At 68.2% G+C, this 16,052-nt stretch carries 12 protein-coding genes and 1 pseudogene; 7 read left to right on the top strand and 6 right to left on the bottom strand.

All coding sequences use genetic code 11. The annotated features are described in order from the left end of the window. Positions 1 to 2 precede the first annotated feature (2 nt). Positions 3 to 2,963: an insulinase family protein gene (locus QE363_RS05095; RefSeq protein ID WP_309692669.1), complete on the top strand. Its 2,961-nt coding sequence runs from the start codon at positions 3 to 5 to the stop codon at positions 2,961 to 2,963. 153 nt (positions 2,964 to 3,116) lie between these two features. After that, positions 3,117 to 4,958 (top strand): translational GTPase TypA, encoded by a 1,842-nt coding sequence (gene typA, locus QE363_RS05100; RefSeq protein WP_309692672.1) that lies wholly within the window; start codon positions 3,117 to 3,119, stop codon positions 4,956 to 4,958. 363 nt (positions 4,959 to 5,321) lie between these two features. Here the strand turns inward: typA and QE363_RS05105 are convergent, their stop codons facing one another. The 3 genes from QE363_RS05105 to QE363_RS05115 all read right to left on the bottom strand — a co-directional run bounded on the left by QE363_RS05105 (position 5,322) and on the right by QE363_RS05115 (position 7,541). After that, positions 5,322 to 5,822 carry a hypothetical protein gene (locus QE363_RS05105; protein WP_309692675.1) on the bottom strand — a complete coding sequence of 167 codons (501 nt, stop codon included), beginning with the start codon at positions 5,820 to 5,822 and terminating at the stop codon, positions 5,322 to 5,324. Positions 5,823 to 5,957: 135 nt separating this feature from the next. Next, complete coding sequence (locus QE363_RS05110) at positions 5,958 to 6,845, bottom strand: TIGR00730 family Rossman fold protein (RefSeq protein ID WP_307102875.1); 888 nt, start codon at positions 6,843 to 6,845, stop codon at positions 5,958 to 5,960. A gap of 33 nt (positions 6,846 to 6,878) precedes the next feature. Next, positions 6,879 to 7,541 (bottom strand): extensin family protein, encoded by a 663-nt coding sequence (locus QE363_RS05115; RefSeq protein WP_309692681.1) that lies wholly within the window; start codon positions 7,539 to 7,541, stop codon positions 6,879 to 6,881. A 295-nt stretch (positions 7,542 to 7,836) separates the two neighbouring features. Between QE363_RS05115 and QE363_RS05120 the strand changes: the two genes are divergently transcribed. From QE363_RS05120 to QE363_RS05140, 5 genes and pseudogenes are all read left to right on the top strand, one after another. Continuing rightward, positions 7,837 to 8,991 carry a phosphoserine transaminase gene (locus QE363_RS05120; protein ID WP_309692684.1) on the top strand — a complete coding sequence of 385 codons (1,155 nt, stop codon included), beginning with the start codon at positions 7,837 to 7,839 and terminating at the stop codon, positions 8,989 to 8,991. Between the two features lie 151 nt (positions 8,992 to 9,142). After that, a pseudogene (gene serA / locus QE363_RS05125) lies at positions 9,143 to 10,721 on the top strand (phosphoglycerate dehydrogenase). A 152-nt stretch (positions 10,722 to 10,873) separates the two neighbouring features. Then, positions 10,874 to 11,215 carry a DUF559 domain-containing protein gene (locus QE363_RS05130; RefSeq protein WP_309692687.1) on the top strand — a complete coding sequence of 114 codons (342 nt, stop codon included), beginning with the start codon at positions 10,874 to 10,876 and terminating at the stop codon, positions 11,213 to 11,215. After that, on the top strand, positions 11,212 to 12,318 hold the full coding sequence (locus QE363_RS05135) for an ATP phosphoribosyltransferase regulatory subunit (protein WP_309692692.1): 1,107 nt from the start codon (positions 11,212 to 11,214) through the stop codon (positions 12,316 to 12,318). Before QE363_RS05130 ends, QE363_RS05135 begins: the two co-directional genes overlap by 4 nt. Before the next feature lie 113 nt (positions 12,319 to 12,431). Then, a complete protein-coding gene (locus QE363_RS05140; protein WP_309692695.1) occupies positions 12,432 to 13,721 on the top strand; it encodes an adenylosuccinate synthase in 1,290 nt (429 codons plus the stop codon). Positions 13,722 to 13,930: 209 nt separating this feature from the next. Here QE363_RS05140 and QE363_RS05145 read toward each other — a convergent pair whose 3' ends face one another. The 3 genes from QE363_RS05145 to QE363_RS05155 form a co-directional block, all read right to left on the bottom strand. Continuing rightward, complete coding sequence (locus QE363_RS05145; RefSeq protein WP_307102889.1) at positions 13,931 to 14,317, bottom strand: hypothetical protein; 387 nt, start codon at positions 14,315 to 14,317, stop codon at positions 13,931 to 13,933. 62 nt (positions 14,318 to 14,379) lie between these two features. Beyond that, entirely contained in the window at positions 14,380 to 15,447 is a 1,068-nt protein-coding gene (aroC, locus tag QE363_RS05150) for a chorismate synthase (protein WP_307102892.1), read from the bottom strand. Then, positions 15,444 to 15,989: an N-acetyltransferase gene (locus tag QE363_RS05155; RefSeq protein ID WP_309692700.1), complete on the bottom strand. Its 546-nt coding sequence runs from the start codon at positions 15,987 to 15,989 to the stop codon at positions 15,444 to 15,446. The genes aroC and QE363_RS05155 overlap by 4 nt, the downstream gene beginning before the upstream one ends. Between the last annotated feature and the right edge of the window lie 63 nt (positions 15,990 to 16,052).

The raw sequence follows: 16,052 nt of genomic DNA on the forward strand, positions 1-16,052 counted from the left end.
GCATGGCGTTCACGATCCGCGCGTTGCGCAGTCTTGCCCTGCCGGTCCTGATCGGGCTGGCCCTTCCCGTCATCGCCCAGGCCCCCCGGCCGGGCCCGACGGACCAGCGTTCGGTGCCGCAGGGGATGCCCGTCCCCGTCACGGTGGCGACCGCGCCCGCCGCGCCCGCCGAGCGCGATCCGCTCGCGCCGCTGCCGCCCATCCCCGGCGTCGACCAGAGCGCCTGGCTCTACAAGGGCTCCGACCTGCCGCAGGACAAGGCGTGGAAGTTCGGGCGGCTGGCCAATGGCCTGCGCTTCGCGGTCCGGCGCAACGGGGTGCCGCCGGGGCAGGTGGCGGTGCGGGTGCGGATCGACGCGGGGTCGCTCAACGAACGCGACTCGGAACGCGGCTTCGCCCATCTGATCGAGCATCTGTCGTTCCGCGGCTCGCAATATGTCCCCGACGGCGAGGCCAAGCGAATCTGGCAGCGGCTGGGCGCGACCTTCGGCTCGGACTCCAACGCCTCGACCACGCCGACCCAGACCGTCTATCAGCTCGACCTGCCCGGCGCGACCGAGGCGGGGCTGGACGAGAGCCTGAAGATCCTGGCGGGCATGATGGCGGCCCCCTCGATCACCGCCCAGTCGCTGAATGCCGAGCGGCCGGTGGTGCTGGCCGAGCGTCGCGAGCAGCCGGGGCCGCAGGTCCGCTATTCGGACAAGCTGCGCGAGACCTTCTTCGCTGGCCAGCCGCTTGCGGAGCGGTCGCCGATCGGCCAACTCGCCACGCTGGAGGCGGCGACGCCGGAGAGCGTGCGGGCGTTCCACGACCGCTGGTATCGGCCCGAGCGCGCGGTGGTCGTCATCTCGGGCGATATGGACCCGCTCGTCCTGGCGCAGCTGGTCACCCGGAATTTCGGCGGCTGGCAGGGCGTCGGCGCCAATCCGCCCGATCCCGATTTCGGCAGCCCCCGGGCCGATGCGCCGATGGCGGGCGCGCTGGTCGAACCCGCCCTGCCGCCGACCGTGGCGATGGGCGTGCTGCGCCCCTGGCAGTATCGCGACGATACCGCGATCTTCAACCAGAAGCGGATGGTCGACATGGTCGCCGCGCGCCTGATCAGCCGCCGGCTGGAAAACCGGGCGCGGGCGGGGGGCAGCTTCCTGCAGGCCAGCGTCGCGCTCGACGACGTGTCCCGCTCGGCCAATATGACGACGGTGAACGTCGTGCCGCTCGGCGAGGATTGGGAGGCCGCGCTCAAGGACGTGCGCGCGGTCATCGCCGATGCGATGGCGACCGCGCCCACCCAGGCCGAGATCGACCGCGAGCTCGCCGATTACGACGCCATCCTGCGCACCGAGGTAGAGACCGCGCGGGTCGAGGCGGGGGCCAAGCAGGCCGACGACATGGTCGGCGCGCTCGACATTCGCGAGACCGTGACCGCGCCGGAGAGCAGCTATCAGATCTTGAAGCAGGCGGTGGCGGCAAGGATGTTCACGCCCGAGACGGTGCTGGCGTCGACCCGCCGGATCTTCCAGGGGACCGCGACGCGCGCGCTGGTCAACACCCGCACCGCGCAAGCCGATGCGGTCGCCCGGCTGACCGCCGCGCTGAAGGCCGATGTCCGTCCGCTGGCCGAACAGCGCCGCCGACAGGGCACGATCAGCTTCGCCCAGCTGCCCAGGCTGGGTGCGCCGGGCAAGGTCGTGGCGCGCGAGAAGATCGATGCGCTGGGGCTGGAGAAGATCACCTTCGCCAATGGCGTGCGGCTGTTGCTGTTCGCGAATGACGGCGAGACGGCGCGCATCTATCTGCGCGTTCGGTTCGGGCGTGGCTATGATGCGCTGCCCGCCAACCGGGAGAGCCCGGCCTGGGCGGCCGATCTGGCACTGGTGGCGGGCGGGATCGGCAAGTTCGACCAGGGCGATCTCGACCGGCTGACCGCCGGGCGGCGCATGGGGATGGACTTCGGGATCGAGGACGATGCCTTTGCCTTCAACGCGCTGAGTTCGCCCGACGATTATGCCGACAATCTGAAGCTGATGGCGGCCAAGCTGATCGCGCCGCGCTGGGACGCCGCGCCGGTCAATCGGGCCAAGGCGGCGATGCTGGCGGGCTATGACGGGCTCGACGCCTCACCCGACAGCGTGCTGGGCCGCGATCTGGAGCGGTTGCTGCGCGACGGCGATCCGCGCTGGGGCACCCCGCCGCGCGAGGCGGTGGCGGCGCTCACCCCCGCGTCCTTCAAGGCGCTGTGGGCGCCCTTGCTCGCCTCGGGCCCGATCGAGGTGTCGGTGTTCGGCGACGTGAAAGCCGACGAAGCGATCAAGGCGGTGGCCGAGAGCCTGGGCGCGATCCCCGCGCGCAAGGTCGATGCGTCGCCCGCTCCTCCGGTCCGCTTCCCCGCGCATGTCTCCACGCCGGTCGTGCGCACCCATGGCGGCCCCGCCGACCAGGCGGCGGCGGTGATCGCCTGGCCGACCGGCGGCGGGGCGGGGGACGACCGGATCCGCAACCGGCTGGACGTGCTGGCGCAGGTCTTTTCGGACCGGCTGTTCGACCGGCTCCGTTCGCAGGCCGGGGCCAGCTACAGCCCGCAGGTCGGCAGCCAGTGGCCGCTCGGCCTGCCCGGCGGCGGGCGGATGATCGCGATCGGCATGGTCGCCCCCGACAAGGTCGACTTCTTCCTGTCGACCGCACGCGCCATCGCCGCCGACCTCGCCGCGCATCCGATCGATGCCGACGAGTTGCAGCGGATCAAGCGCCCCATGGCGCAACGGCTGATGCGGATGTCGTCGGGCAACCAGTTCTGGATGCAGCGCCTGGCGGGCGCCTCCTACGACCCCCGCCGGATCGAGGCGACCCAGCGGCTGGCGCAGGATTTCGTCTCGATCGGGCCCGCCGACATCCAGGCGGTGGCGGCGAAATATCTGCGGCCCGACACCGACTGGACGCTGGAGGTCCTGCCGCGCGCCAAGTAATCCTCCCCACGAGCGGGGAGGAACATGTCGCTTTCCCGCTCGTTTCAGCCATTCACCGCCTTTGTGCGCTGCAAAATCCGCGCTGCCCTTTCGCTTTGCGCAGCTTTCGGCTATGGCGCGCGGCGACATACCCTCCGAACAAGAGAAACCTGCATGAGCCTCCGCAACGTGGCGATCATCGCGCACGTCGACCATGGCAAGACGACCCTGGTCGATCAGCTGTTCCGCCAGTCGGGCACCTTCCGTGACAACCAGCGCGTGGAAGAGCGCGCGATGGACTCCAACGACCTGGAAAAGGAGCGCGGGATCACCATTCTCGCCAAGCCGACCTCGGTCGACTGGACTCCCCCGGGCAGCGACGAGTCGATCCGCATCAACATCGTCGACACCCCCGGCCACGCCGACTTCGGCGGCGAGGTGGAGCGCATCCTGTCGATGGTCGACGGCGTCGTCCTGCTGGTCGACTCGTCGGAAGGCGCGATGCCGCAGACGAAGTTCGTGACCGGCAAGGCGCTGGCGCTCGGCCTGAAGCCGATCGTCGTCGTCAACAAGGTCGACCGTGCCGACGCGCGTATCCAGGAAGTGCTGGACGAAGTGTTCGACCTGTTCGTCTCGCTCGACGCGAATGACGAGCAGCTGGACTTCCCGGTCCTCTACGCCTCGGGCCGCAACGGCTATGCCTCGACCGACATGGACGCGCGCGAAGGCACGCTGATCCCGATGTTCGAGACGATCGTGAACCACGTCCCGGCCCCGAAGGTCGAGGTCGAGGACGTGCCCTTCACCTTCCTGGTGACGCTGCTCGACCGCGACAACTTCCTCGGCCGCATCCTGACCGGCCGCGTCAATTCGGGCACGGTCAAGCTGAACCAGGCGATCCATGCGCTCGACGCCGAGGGCAATGTGATCGAAACCGGCCGCGCGTCGAAGATCCTGTCGTTCCGCGGCCTGGACCGCGTGCCGGTGGACGAAGCCAAGGCGGGCGACATCATCTCGCTGGCGGGTCTGGCCGTCGCCACCGTGGCCAACACCATCGCCGACACCTCGGTCACCGTGCCGCTCCAGGCACAGCCGATCGATCCGCCGACGCTGTCGATGCGTTTCGCGGTCAACGACTCGCCGATGGCGGGCCGTGAGGGTACCAAGGTCACCAGCCGCATGATCCGCGACCGCCTGATGCGTGAAGCGGAATCGAACGTCGCGGTGAAGGTCACCGAAAGCGACGACCGCGACAGCTTCGAGGTCGCCGGTCGCGGCGAACTCCAGCTGGGCGTTCTGATCGAGACGATGCGCCGCGAAGGCTTTGAGCTGGGCATCAGCCGCCCGCGCGTGCTGTTCGGCGAGGACGAGGACGGCAAGAAGACCGAGCCGTACGAAACCGTCATCATCGACGTGGACGAGGAATATTCGGGCACGGTCGTCGAGAAGATGAACCTGCGCAAGGCCGAGATGACCGACATGCGTCCCTCGGGCGGCGGCAAGACCCGCATCACCTTCTCCGCGCCGTCGCGCGGCATGATCGGCTATCACGGCGAGTTCCTGTCGGACACGCGCGGCACCGGCATCATGAACCGCCTGTTCGAGAAGTACGGCCCCCACAAGGGCAAGATCGAGGGCCGCAAGAACGGCGTCCTGATCTCGAACGGCGCGGGCGAAGCGCAGGGCTATGCACTGGGTCCGCTCGAAGAGCGCGGCATCCTGTTCGTCGGGCACGGCGAAGCGCTGTACGAAGGCATGATCATCGGCGAGAACGCCAAGACGGATGACCTCGAGGTCAACCCGATGAAGGCGAAGCAGCTGACCAACTTCCGCGCGTCGGGCGGCAAGGATGACGCCATCCGCCTGACCCCGCCGAAGAAGATGACGCTGGAACAGGCCATCGCCTATATCGACGACGACGAGATGGTCGAAGTGACCCCGAAGTCGATCCGTCTGCGCAAGCGCTTCTTGGACCCCAACGAGCGCAAGCGCGCCGCGCGCTCGAAGGCGGCATAACAGCCAGCCTGTCGGAAAGGGGGTCGGACGGAAACGTCCGGCCCTTTTTCTTTGGGGGCAGCGGCCTGTCAAAAGGACGGACGCGGCGGCCTTCAATCACGCCTCCGATCACCGACTGCGAACAAGTTTGTTGGCGCGATAGTGTTTATCCCGATATAGGGATCGTCATAGAGAGACGGGGAGGGGTGTCATGGCGCTGGCCATTGAAATCGGTGTGAGCTGGATAGTGGGTTCGGTCGTGTTTGGCTGCGCGATCGCCCGGATGATTCCGACGACTCGCTGATGCGCGGGCGGCGTTTTCCGCCGCGCGGCTCGGTCATGAGCGGGGGCTGATGATCGGCGGGTGAGGCGGCCCCAATGGGCTCAGCGGCTGCCCGAGCGGGCGGCGGGCGCACACCCGACCAGATCGAAGAATTGTGTGGACGCCCGATCGCGCCGCCCCGTGTCGCCATGCCACGTCGCGTCGCGCAGATCGGGGAGCAGGATGTGCGCGGGTGCCGGTCTGCCGCGCCGTGGCACCGATTCGATGACATCATAGGCGGCGGTCGTTCCGACATAGGCCATGTCGCCCAGCGGCCGGGGCCCGCCATCGGGGGAGGGCGGGTGCCAGCCGGGCAGGGTCACGTCGGTCGTGGAGGCCAGATGCTGGCGGCCATCGGTGCCGCCGTTCCAGGGCAGCCACCAGAGGCGCCGCCCGCTATCGCCGAAGCGAATGGCCATGGCGACCCCGGCGGGCCATTCCGGGCCGCTGTCGACCGGGCGGAACGCGGCGGTCACGCTCGGCTGATGGCGCAGCACGTAGCGGGCATTCTCGACCCGGCAATGATCCGCAGCGACGAAAGCAAAAAAGGCCAGCGCAAGCATCGACGATCATCCCAAGAGGTGCCGCGATCATGCGCGACGCCGTGGGCGAAGACAATCGATTCGCGTCGCCAACGACAAAGCCCACCTTCTTGCGAAGACGGGCTTTGGAAACCGCTTTTGTCGGGTTGCCGGGGTTCAGCCCCGCTCGGCTTCCTTGCGGGCGCGTTCCTCATAGAAGTTGCGCACCACGTCCCAGGCTTCCTCGGCGGTCTCGACATAGGTGAAGATGCCCAGGTCGCGCTCGGACACCACGCCCTCCTCGACCAGCGCCTCGAAATTGACGACGCGTTCCCAGAAGGCCCGGCCGAACAGCAGCACGGGAATGGGCTGGATCTTGCCGGTCTGGATCAGCGTCAGCAGCTCGAACAGTTCGTCGAACGTGCCAAATCCGCCGGGGAAGGCCGCCAGCGCGCGCGCATGGAGCAGGAAGTGCATCTTGCGCAGCGCGAAATAGTGAAACTGCAGGCTCAGCGACGGCGTGACGTAAGGGTTGGGCGCCTGCTCGTGCGGCAGGACGATGTTCAGGCCCACCGACTCGGCACCGACGTCATGCGCGCCGCGATTGGCCGCCTCCATGATCGACGGGCCGCCGCCCGAGCAGACGACGAACTGCCGCATGCCCCGGTCGTCGCGCGGCAGGCGGCTGGTGATCTGCGCCAGCTCGCGCGCGATGTCGTAATATTTGCTCTTGGCGACGAGATTCTCGGCGATCTTGCGCGACTTGTCGTCATGCGCCAGCTCGAGCATCGCCTGCGCCTTGGCGGGCTCGGGGATGCGCGCCGAGCCGTAGAAGACGAAGGTCGAGGCGATCTTGGCCTCTTCGAGCAGCAACTGCGCCTTCAGCAATTCCAGCTGGAAACGGACGGGGCGAAGGTCTTCGCGCAGCAGGAAGTCCATGTCCTGAAAGGCCAGCGTATAGGCCGGGCTTTCGGTCTGCGGCGTCGAGACGATCGTCTTGGCGCTTTCGGCGTCCTGGCTGGCATTGGGGAAGACGCGGTTCGGTACTTGGGTCTTATCGGTCATTTCGGATGATGTAGGGGATCGCCGGGGCCGATGCTACCGGCAAAAACGGGCGTTATCGTCTTCCAGATGCAGGTGATTGCGGTGCGCGGCGTTATAGTCGGGGCTGAGCACCGTGCCGAAGCGCCGACAGGCGGATGCGCGAATCGTCGTCCAGAACTGGCGGATTTGCGGATCGCTGGAATACCAGTCGTTCAACAGGGTGATCCGCCGCCCGTCCTTCAGCACGAAGCCGCCGACATCGACCGCATTGGCCAGCGCATGGCCCGATCGGCGATCCCCCATCCGCGTGGTGCCGACGATGTTGCGACAGGCATAGCTGCCCATCCCCTCGACCTTGACCAGTTGCGATCCCAATATCTGCCAGGCGGCGGGAGCCACGGCATTGCGCACCCATCCGGCAAAGGCGCGGGCATTGCCGCACCGCATCGCGGTGACGCCGGTCACGGGCACGCCGATATCGGTCAGCTGCACCGCGCCGTACAGGCCGCAGCCCGGCCCCAATTCCTTGTCGGGCAGGCGGCGATAGGCCACGCCCTCGCGCCGCAGATCGGCCTCGCACTGCGCGGTTTCGCGCAGCGGCGGGCGATAGGGCTCGGGACGCGAGGCCGGTTGCGAGGGCCGGTCGGGACGGCCGCATCCCGAAAGCAGAACGGCCCCGAGAATCGGGAGGGCGAGGGAAAGGGGAACGCGAACCATGTATCCCCTTGTCCGCTGCTGCTGCGCTTTTGTCAGCCCCGATCCGGCGTGCGGAGGCGGGGTTGCGACATGCTCCGGCCCATCGCCGGGCTGGCCGTGTAGCGCGGTCGCGGTGGCGTCGGGCGCCTGACGACCTCTGTCGCTGCAACCGTTTCAACATTCTCGGCGAGGGCCCCGATCGACGCAAAATTGCGCCGTTGCGATTGTGGTTGTCATCTTCGATCGACATCGCTAGGGCCGTCGACGGGCCACGCGGTCCCAACGCCGCGCGTGCTCTCTGTGAGGAGAGTCTTAAATGACTGATACGACTGTCGCCGACGCCACTCTTGCGCCCGCGAAGCCCGCCACCAAACCGGCGCGGCCCTATTTTTCCAGCGGTCCCTGCGCCAAGCCTCCCGGTTGGGAAGCGGCCAAGCTCGCGACGGACAGCCTCGGCCGTTCGCATCGCTCGAAGATCGGCAAGCAGCGGCTGCAATATTGCATCGACCTGATGCGCGAGCTGCTCAAGCTCCCCGACACCCACCGCATCGGCATCGTCCCCGGCTCCGACACCGGCGCGTTCGAGATGGCGATGTGGACCATGCTGGGCGCGCGCCCCGTCACCACCCTGGCCTGGGAAAGCTTCGGCGAGGGCTGGGTGACCGACGCGGTCAAGCAGCTGAAGCTCGATCCCACCGTCCTGCGCGCCGATTACGGCCAGATCGCCGATCTGAACGCGGTCGACTGGTCGAACGACGTGCTCTTCACCTGGAACGGCACCACCTCGGGCGTGCGTGTGCCCAATGGCGACTGGATCGCCGACGACCGCGAGGGCCTGTCCTTCGCCGATGCGACCAGCGCGGTGTTCGCCTATGACCTGCCCTGGGACAAGATCGATGTCGCGACCTTCTCGTGGCAGAAGGTGCTGGGCGGCGAGGGCGCGCACGGGGTCCTGATCCTGGGCCCCCGCGCGGTCGAGCGCCTCGAAAGCTACACCCCCGCCTGGCCGCTGCCCAAGGTGTTCCGCCTGGTGTCGAAGGGCAAGCTGGCCGAGGGCGTGTTCAAGGGCGAGACGATCAACACGCCGTCGATGCTCGCCGTCGAGGACGCGATCTTCGCGCTCGAATGGGGCAAGGCGCTGGGCGGCGCGGCGGCGCTGGTCAAGCGGTCGGACGCCAATGCGGCGGCGCTGAACAAGATCGTGGAAGCGCGCGACTGGCTCGGCCATCTCGCCGCCGATCCGGCGATCCGCTCGACCACCAGCGTCTGCCTGACGGTCGAGGGCGCGGACGAGGCGGTCATCAAGAAGATGGCCTCGCTGCTGGAAGCCGAAGGGGCCGCCTATGACGTGGCGGGTTACCGCGACGCCCCCGCGGGCCTGCGCATCTGGTGCGGCGCCACGGTGGAGACCGCCGATATCGAGGCGCTCGGTCCCTGGCTCGACTGGGCCTACGCGTCGGCCAAGGCCTGACCCTTCTTAGCCCTCTCCCCGCCGGGGAGAGGGTTGGGTGAGGGGCGGCACTAGGCTGATCCGCAAATGGATCGCCCAGCCCCAACCCCTCACCCCGACCCTCTCCCCAGTGGGGAGAGGGAGCTATTCCCCTATTCCCGGAGCAATCCCCATGCCCAAAGTTCTCATCAGCGACAAAATGGACCCCAAGGCCGCCCAGATCTTCCGCGAGCGCGGGGTCGAGGTGGACGAGATCACCGGCAAGACCCCGGAAGAGCTGAAGGCGATCATCGGCCAGTATGACGGCTTGGCGATCCGCAGCTCGACCAAGGTCACCAAGGACATCCTGGAGCACGCGACCAATTTGAAGGTCGTCGGCCGCGCCGGAATCGGTGTCGATAACGTCGACATCCCCGCCGCCAGCGCCAAGGGCGTGGTGGTGATGAACACGCCGTTCGGCAACTCGATCACCACCGCCGAACACGCCATCGCGCTGATGTTCGCGCTCGCCCGCCAGTTGCCCGAGGCCGATGCCTCGACGCAAGCGGGCAAGTGGGAGAAGAACCGCTTCATGGGCGTCGAACTCACGTCCAAGACGCTGGGCCTGATCGGTGCGGGCAATATCGGCTCGATCGTCGCCGACCGCGCCCTGGGCCTGCGGATGAAGGTCGTCGCCTTCGATCCGTTCCTGACGCCCGAACGCGCGCTGGAAATGGGCGTCGAGAAGGTGACGCTGGACGAGCTGCTCGCCCGTGCCGACTTCATCACGCTGCACACGCCGCTGACCGACCAGACCCGCAACATCCTGTCGGCCGAGAATCTCGCCAAGACCAAGAAGGGCGTGCGGATCATCAACTGCGCGCGTGGTGGCCTGGTCGATGAGGAGGCGCTGAAGGCCGGGCTCGATTCGGGTCATATCGCGGGCGCGGCGCTCGACGTGTTCAAGGTGGAGCCCGCCAAGGAGAGCCCGCTCTTCGGCACGCCGAACTTCATCTCGACCCCGCATCTCGGCGCGTCGACCACCGAGGCACAGGTCAATGTCGCGATCCAGGTCGCCGAGCAGATGGCCGATTTCCTGGTGTCGGGCGGCGTCACCAACGCGCTCAACATGCCCAGCCTGTCGGCCGAGGAAGCGCCCAAGCTGAAGCCGTACATGGCGCTCGCCGAAAAGCTGGGCGCGCTGGTCGGCCAGCTGACGACGGGTGCGATCGCGCGCATCTCGGTCCATACCGAGGGTGCGGCGGCCGACCTCAACGCCAAGCCGATGGTCAGCGCGGTGCTGGCCGGGTTCCTGCGCAACCAGACCGACACGGTCAACATGGTCAATGCGCCGCTGCTCGCCCCGCGACCGCGGTGTCGAGGTGCGCGAAGTGCGGACCGAGCGCGAGGGCGATTACCACACGCTGCTGCGCGTGTCGGTCAAGACGGCGGATGGCGAGCGCTCGGTCGCGGGCACGCTGTTCGGCGATCAGGCCCCGCGCCTGGTTGAGCTGTTCGGCATCAAGGTCGAGGCCGATCTGGCCGGGCCGATGCTCTACGTCGTCAACGAGGACGCGCCGGGCTTTATCGGGCGTCTCGGCACCACGCTGGGCGAGGCGGGCGTCAATATCGGCACTTTCCACCTCGGCCGCCGCTCGGCGGGTGGCGAGGCGGTGCTGCTGCTCTCGGTCGACGAGGCGGTCGACGCGGACCTGCTCGCCAAGGTCAAGGCGCTGCCGGGCGTGAAGACCGCGATGGGCCTGGTGTTCTGAAGCCTAAAAGCCCTCTCCCCCTCGGGGAGAGGGTTGGGTGAGGGGCGGGGGCTGGGCACAAACGTCTCGCCTAGCCCCCACCCCTCACCCCGACCCTCTCCCCGGAGGGGAGAGGGAGTGGTATGCTCCTCTGATTTTTGGAGGATCATCTTATGCAGACTGATCCGGTTCTTCTGGATCGCGCCCGCGCTATGCGTCGCGAGATGACCGAGCCCGAAAAGCGCCTTTGGCTCATTCTCCGCGACCGCCGCTTCCACGGCATCAAATTCTCGCGCCAAGTCCCGATTGGTCCCTATATCGCCGACTTCGCCGCGCGGTCCCACAAGCTGGTCATAGAGGTTGACGGCGATACGCATAGCGACCAATCACGCGACGCCCATCGCACCTCCACGCTGGCGCAGCATGGATATGCGGTGATCCGCTTCCAAAACGCGGACGTCATGATCAACCCCGACGGCGTGGCGCACACGCTGATGAACAGGCTTATTCGATGACCGCGCTCCTTCCCGAAGGCTATCACGACCGTCTTCCGCCCTATGCCGATGCCGCCGCATCGGTCGAGGCGCGGGTGCTGGAGGCGGCGCGGCTGCATGGCTATGAGCGCGCCGATCCCCCGTCGATCGAGTTCGCCGAGGCGCTGGGCTCGCGGCTGAAGGCGGGGGGGCTGCATGATGCGGTGCGCTTCGTCGATCCGGTGTCGCAGCGCACGCTCGCCATCCGGCCCGACCTGACCGCGCAGGTGGCGCGGATCGCCGCCACGCGCATGGGGCATCACCCGCGCCCGGTGCGCCTGTCCTATGCGGGCACCGTCGTGCGCCTGCGCGGCTCTGAACTGGCGCCCGCGCGCGAGTGGCGGCAGATCGGGGCGGAGCTGATCGGGCTCGACTCGACGGCGGCGGCGACCGAGGTGGTGCGCGTCGCGGTCGAGGCGCTGGTCGCGGCGGGGACGACCGGCATTTCGATCGACTTCACCCTGCCCGATCTGGTCGACCTGCTGGCGGCCGGGCCGTTGCCGGTCGCGAGCGATCAGGTGGCTGCGCTTCGCGATCGGCTGGATGCCAAGGATGCGGGCGGCGTCGCGGCGATCGCGCCCGCCTATCTGCCGCTGGTCGAGGCCGCCGGGCCGTTCGCGACCGCCATCGCGCGTCTCCGCGCCTTCGATACCCACGGCGTGCTCGCCAGCCGTCTCGACGCGCTGGAGGCCATCGCGGCCGCATTGGGCGAGGGGGTGTCGATGACGCTCGACCCGACCGAGCGGCATGGTTTCGAATTCCAGAGCTGGCTGGGCTTCTCGCTGTTCGTCGCGGGCCCCCCGCGCGAGGTGGGACGCGGCGGCACCTATACCATCTTCCACGAGGATGGCGCGGAGGAGAAGGCGACCGGCTTCTCGCTCTATGCCGACGCCATCGTCGCCACCGCCCCGCCGACCGAGCGGCGGCGGCTGTTCCTGCCCTTCGGCACCGCGCCTGCGACGGGGGCCTCGCTGCGCGCGCAGGGCTGGGTGACGGTGCAGGCGCTGGAGGAGGGGGATACCCCGCAGGCGCAGCTTTGCACTCATATCCTCGACGGTGCTATCCCACGCGCCATCGCCGGTTGACATCAGGGGCCGCGTCCCGCTAGGCGCGCCCCGCACATCATTGGAAACCCCCCTCGCGCCGAGTCCTGTCGAAGGGCGCATGGGGTCCGTCCGGCAGGCGGAGCATAGCATCCATGGCAAATGTAGCAGTCATCGGCGCGCAATGGGGCGACGAAGGCAAGGGCAAGATCGTCGACTGGCTGGCCGAGCGCGCCGACATGGTCGTCCGCTTCCAGGGCGGGCATAATGCCGGTCACACGCTGGTCGTCGGCGAGAATGTCTACAAGCTGTCGCTGCTTCCCTCGGGCATCGTGCGCGGCACCCCCAGCGTCATCGGCAACGGCGTCGTCCTCGACCCCTGGGCGCTGAAGGCCGAGATTGAGCGGCTGGGCGAGCAGGGCGTGAAGGCCACGCCGGAGACGCTGCGCATCGCCGACAACTGCCCGCTGATCCTCCCCATCCACCGCGACCTCGACGGTCTGCGCGAGGATGCGAGCGGCGCGGGCAAGATCGGCACCACGCGGCGCGGCATCGGCCCGGCCTATGAGGACAAGGTCGGCCGCCGGGCGATCCGCGTGTGCGATCTGGCGCATCTGGATGACCTGGGGCCGCAGCTCGACCGTCTCTGCGCGCATCACGACGCGCTGCGCGCCGGGTTCGGCGAGCCGCCGATCGATCGCGAGCGGCTGCTGGCCGATCTGCGCGAGATTGCGGGTTTCGTCCTGCCCTTCGCCAAGCCGGTGTGGCGCGACCTCAACGAGGCGCGCAGCGGCGGCAAACGCATCCTGTTCGAGGGTGCGCAGGGCGTGCTGCTCGACATCGATCACGGCACCTATCCCTTCGTCACCTCGTCCAACACCATCGCGGGTGCGGCGGCGGGCGGCTCGGGCCTGGGGCCGTCGGGCGTCGGCTTCGTGCTGGGCATCGCCAAGGCGTACACCACCCGCGTCGGATCGGGTCCGTTCCCGACCGAGCTGGAGGACGAGACCGGCCAGCGTCTGGGCGAGCGTGGCCATGAGTTCGGTACCGTCACCGGCCGCAAGCGGCGTTGCGGCTGGTTCGACTCGGTGCTGGTGCGCCAGTCGGCGGCGGTCGGCGGCATCACCGGCATCGCGCTGACCAAGATCGACGTGCTCGACGGGTTCGACGAGGTGAAGATCTGCGTCGGCTACAAGCTGGGCGACCAGACGCTCGATTACTACCCGACCCATGCGGCGGATCAGGCCAAGGTCGTTCCCGTCTATGAGACGATGGAAGGCTGGCAGGAATCGACCGCAGGCGCGCGCAGCTGGGCCGATCTGCCGGCGCAGGCGATCAAATATATCCGGCGGATCGAGGAACTGATCCGCTGCCCGGTGGCGCTGGTTTCGACCAGCCCCGAGCGGGAGGACACGATCCTGGTGCGCGATCCGTTCGCGGATTGATCTGGAAGGCCCCGGCGAGAGTCGGGGCCTTTTTTTTGGGGCGGAGTCCCTTGGCCTTCGACTTCGCTCAGGCTGAACGGATGTTGTCGAAGGTCTTGCCCTCCGCTCCGTTCAGCCTGAGCGAAGTCGAAGGCCACGCCCCGAACCCAAACAAAAGACCCGGCCGCTCGCGCGACCGGGTCTTTTCCGTAGTGACGAACCCGAAGGGGTTACATGCCGCCGCTGCTGCCCGGCGGGGTGGTGGTGCCGCCCGTCGTGCCGCTGCCTGCCGAGCCGCTGGTGGTCGGGTCGCTGCCCAGCGTGCCGCTGCCCGTGGTCGTCGACGAACCCGTGGTGTCGGGCATGGTCGAGGGGGTGTTGACCGTGCTGTCGGGTGTGGTCGTCCGGCTGCGGCTCTTGCTGCGCGTGGTCGAGCGGGTGGTGGTGCTCGGCGTCGTGCTCATCGTGTCGCCGGGCTGGCCCATCGTCTGTCCGGGCGCCTGGCCCGGCATGGTCGTCTGGCCCGACATCGTGCCCGTCGTGCCGCCCGTGACCTGCGCCATGCCGGCGGCGGGGATCAAAAGGGCACCGGCTGCGATCATATGCATGTAACGCATTGATTCTCTCCTGCTTTATTCTCGCAATGGTTAACGAGGCAGAAGAACGTCCGTTCCTCTATTTAACCACACTGACCGCGATGAAGCAACGCCTGATCGGCTAAAACCAGCGCGACCATCGACTCCACAACCGGAACGCCGCGAATGCCCACACAGGGATCATGACGGCCCTTGGTCGCGATCTGCGTTTCCTCGCCGGTGCGGGTGATGGTGTCGACGGGGGTCAGGATCGAACTGGTCGGCTTGAACGCGACGCGCATCGTCACCGGCTGGCCGGTGGCGATCCCGCCCGCGATGCCGCCCGCATGATTGGCCAGGAAGCGCGGGCCGCCATTGCCGCTGCGCATCGGGTCGGCATTCTGCTCGCCGGTCAGCGCGGCGGCGGCGAACCCGTCGCCGATCTCGAAGCCCTTGACCGCATTGATGCTCATGCAGGCCGAGGCGAGTTCGCTATCCAGCTTGGCATAGAGCGGCGCGCCCCAACCCGCAGGCACGCCGGTCGCCTCGCACGCGACGACCGCACCGACCGAGGAGCCCGACTTGCGCGCGCCGTCCACGATCGCTTCCCAGCGTTCCGCCGCCGCCGCATCGGGGCAGAAGAACGGGTTCGCGTCGATCTGCGCATCGTCAAAGCCATCATAGTCGATCCGGTCGCCACCGATCGATTCGACCCAGGCGCGGATGCGGACCTGCGGGATCACCGCGCGTGCGACCGCGCCCGCCGCGACCCGCGCCGCCGTCTCGCGCGCCGAGGAGCGCCCGCCGCCGCGATAGTCGCGAAAGCCGTATTTCGCGTCATAGGCATAATCGGCATGGCCGGGGCGATAGGCGAGCGCGACGTTGGAATAGTCCTTCGACCGCTGGTCGACATTCTCGATCATCAGGCTGATCGGGGTGCCGGTGGTCTTGCCCTCGAACACGCCCGACAGGATGCGGACCTGATCGGGCTCGCGCCGCTGGGTGGTAAAGCGGCTGGTGCCCGGACGGCGCTTGTCGAGCCAGGGCTGGATGTCCTCCTCGGACAGCGCGATCCCCGGCGGGCACCCGTCGACCACCGCGCCCAGCGCAGGCCCATGGCTCTCGCCCCAGGTGGTGAAGCGGAACAGGCGGCCGAAACTGTTGAAACTCACGCTGCGTCTCCAAGCCGGGCGAAGGCGGGGGCATGGGCGGCGGCGCCCCGCACGCCGCAGGGGATCAGTCCGCCTTGCAGCGGCACCGCCAGGAAATAATCGCCCGCATAGGGGCTGTCGAAACCGCGCGCCACGTCCGCCGCAAAGCCGAACCGTCCGTAAAAGGCGGGATCCCCCAGCGCGAAGCAGAGGACGACGCCCTCCTGCTCCAGCCGCTCGATCCCGGCGGCGACCAGCGCCTCGCCCACGCCCTGTTGCCGCCAGTCGCGCGCGACGGCGATCGGGGCGAGCGCTACCGCGTTGATCGGCTTGCCGCCGATCTCGACGCTCATGCGGCTGAAGGCGATCGCGCCGACCAGCGCGTTGGTCGCCTCGTCGATCGCGACCAGCATCAGCACCATGTCGCCCTCGACGCACAGGTCGCGGACCAGTGCGGCTTCGGCGGGGGCGGGGAAGCTGGCGACCAGCAGCGCGTCGAGCGCGGCGACGTCCTGTCCCTGCGCAGGGCGGATGGTGATGGCAGCGTTGGGCTGTTCGGACATGGGTTCGTCTTTAGCGTCGCCGGGCCACAAGGCGCGATAGATAATGTTGGCCGCTATTCCTCC

This window comes from Sphingomonas sp. SORGH_AS_0870, assembly GCF_031453175.1.
Taxonomy (GTDB): domain Bacteria; phylum Pseudomonadota; class Alphaproteobacteria; order Sphingomonadales; family Sphingomonadaceae; genus Sphingomonas.

Coding starts and splice junctions, on each gene's coding strand:
- QE363_RS05135 (WP_309692692.1), top strand. CDS start 11,212: ATGACCGCGCTCCTTCCCGAAGGCTATCACGACCGTCTTCCGCCCTAT.
- QE363_RS05140 (WP_309692695.1), top strand. CDS start 12,432: ATGGCAAATGTAGCAGTCATCGGCGCGCAATGGGGCGACGAAGGCAAG.
- typA (WP_309692672.1), top strand. CDS start 3,117: ATGAGCCTCCGCAACGTGGCGATCATCGCGCACGTCGACCATGGCAAG.
- QE363_RS05155 (WP_309692700.1), bottom strand. CDS start 15,989: ATGTCCGAACAGCCCAACGCTGCCATCACCATCCGCCCTGCGCAGGGA.
- QE363_RS05130 (WP_309692687.1), top strand. CDS start 10,874: ATGCAGACTGATCCGGTTCTTCTGGATCGCGCCCGCGCTATGCGTCGC.
- QE363_RS05120 (WP_309692684.1), top strand. CDS start 7,837: ATGACTGATACGACTGTCGCCGACGCCACTCTTGCGCCCGCGAAGCCC.
- QE363_RS05115 (WP_309692681.1), bottom strand. CDS start 7,541: ATGGTTCGCGTTCCCCTTTCCCTCGCCCTCCCGATTCTCGGGGCCGTT.
- QE363_RS05110 (WP_307102875.1), bottom strand. CDS start 6,845: ATGACCGATAAGACCCAAGTACCGAACCGCGTCTTCCCCAATGCCAGC.
- QE363_RS05145 (WP_307102889.1), bottom strand. CDS start 14,317: ATGCGTTACATGCATATGATCGCAGCCGGTGCCCTTTTGATCCCCGCC.
- QE363_RS05105 (WP_309692675.1), bottom strand. CDS start 5,822: ATGCTTGCGCTGGCCTTTTTTGCTTTCGTCGCTGCGGATCATTGCCGG.
- QE363_RS05095 (WP_309692669.1), top strand. CDS start 3: ATGGCGTTCACGATCCGCGCGTTGCGCAGTCTTGCCCTGCCGGTCCTG.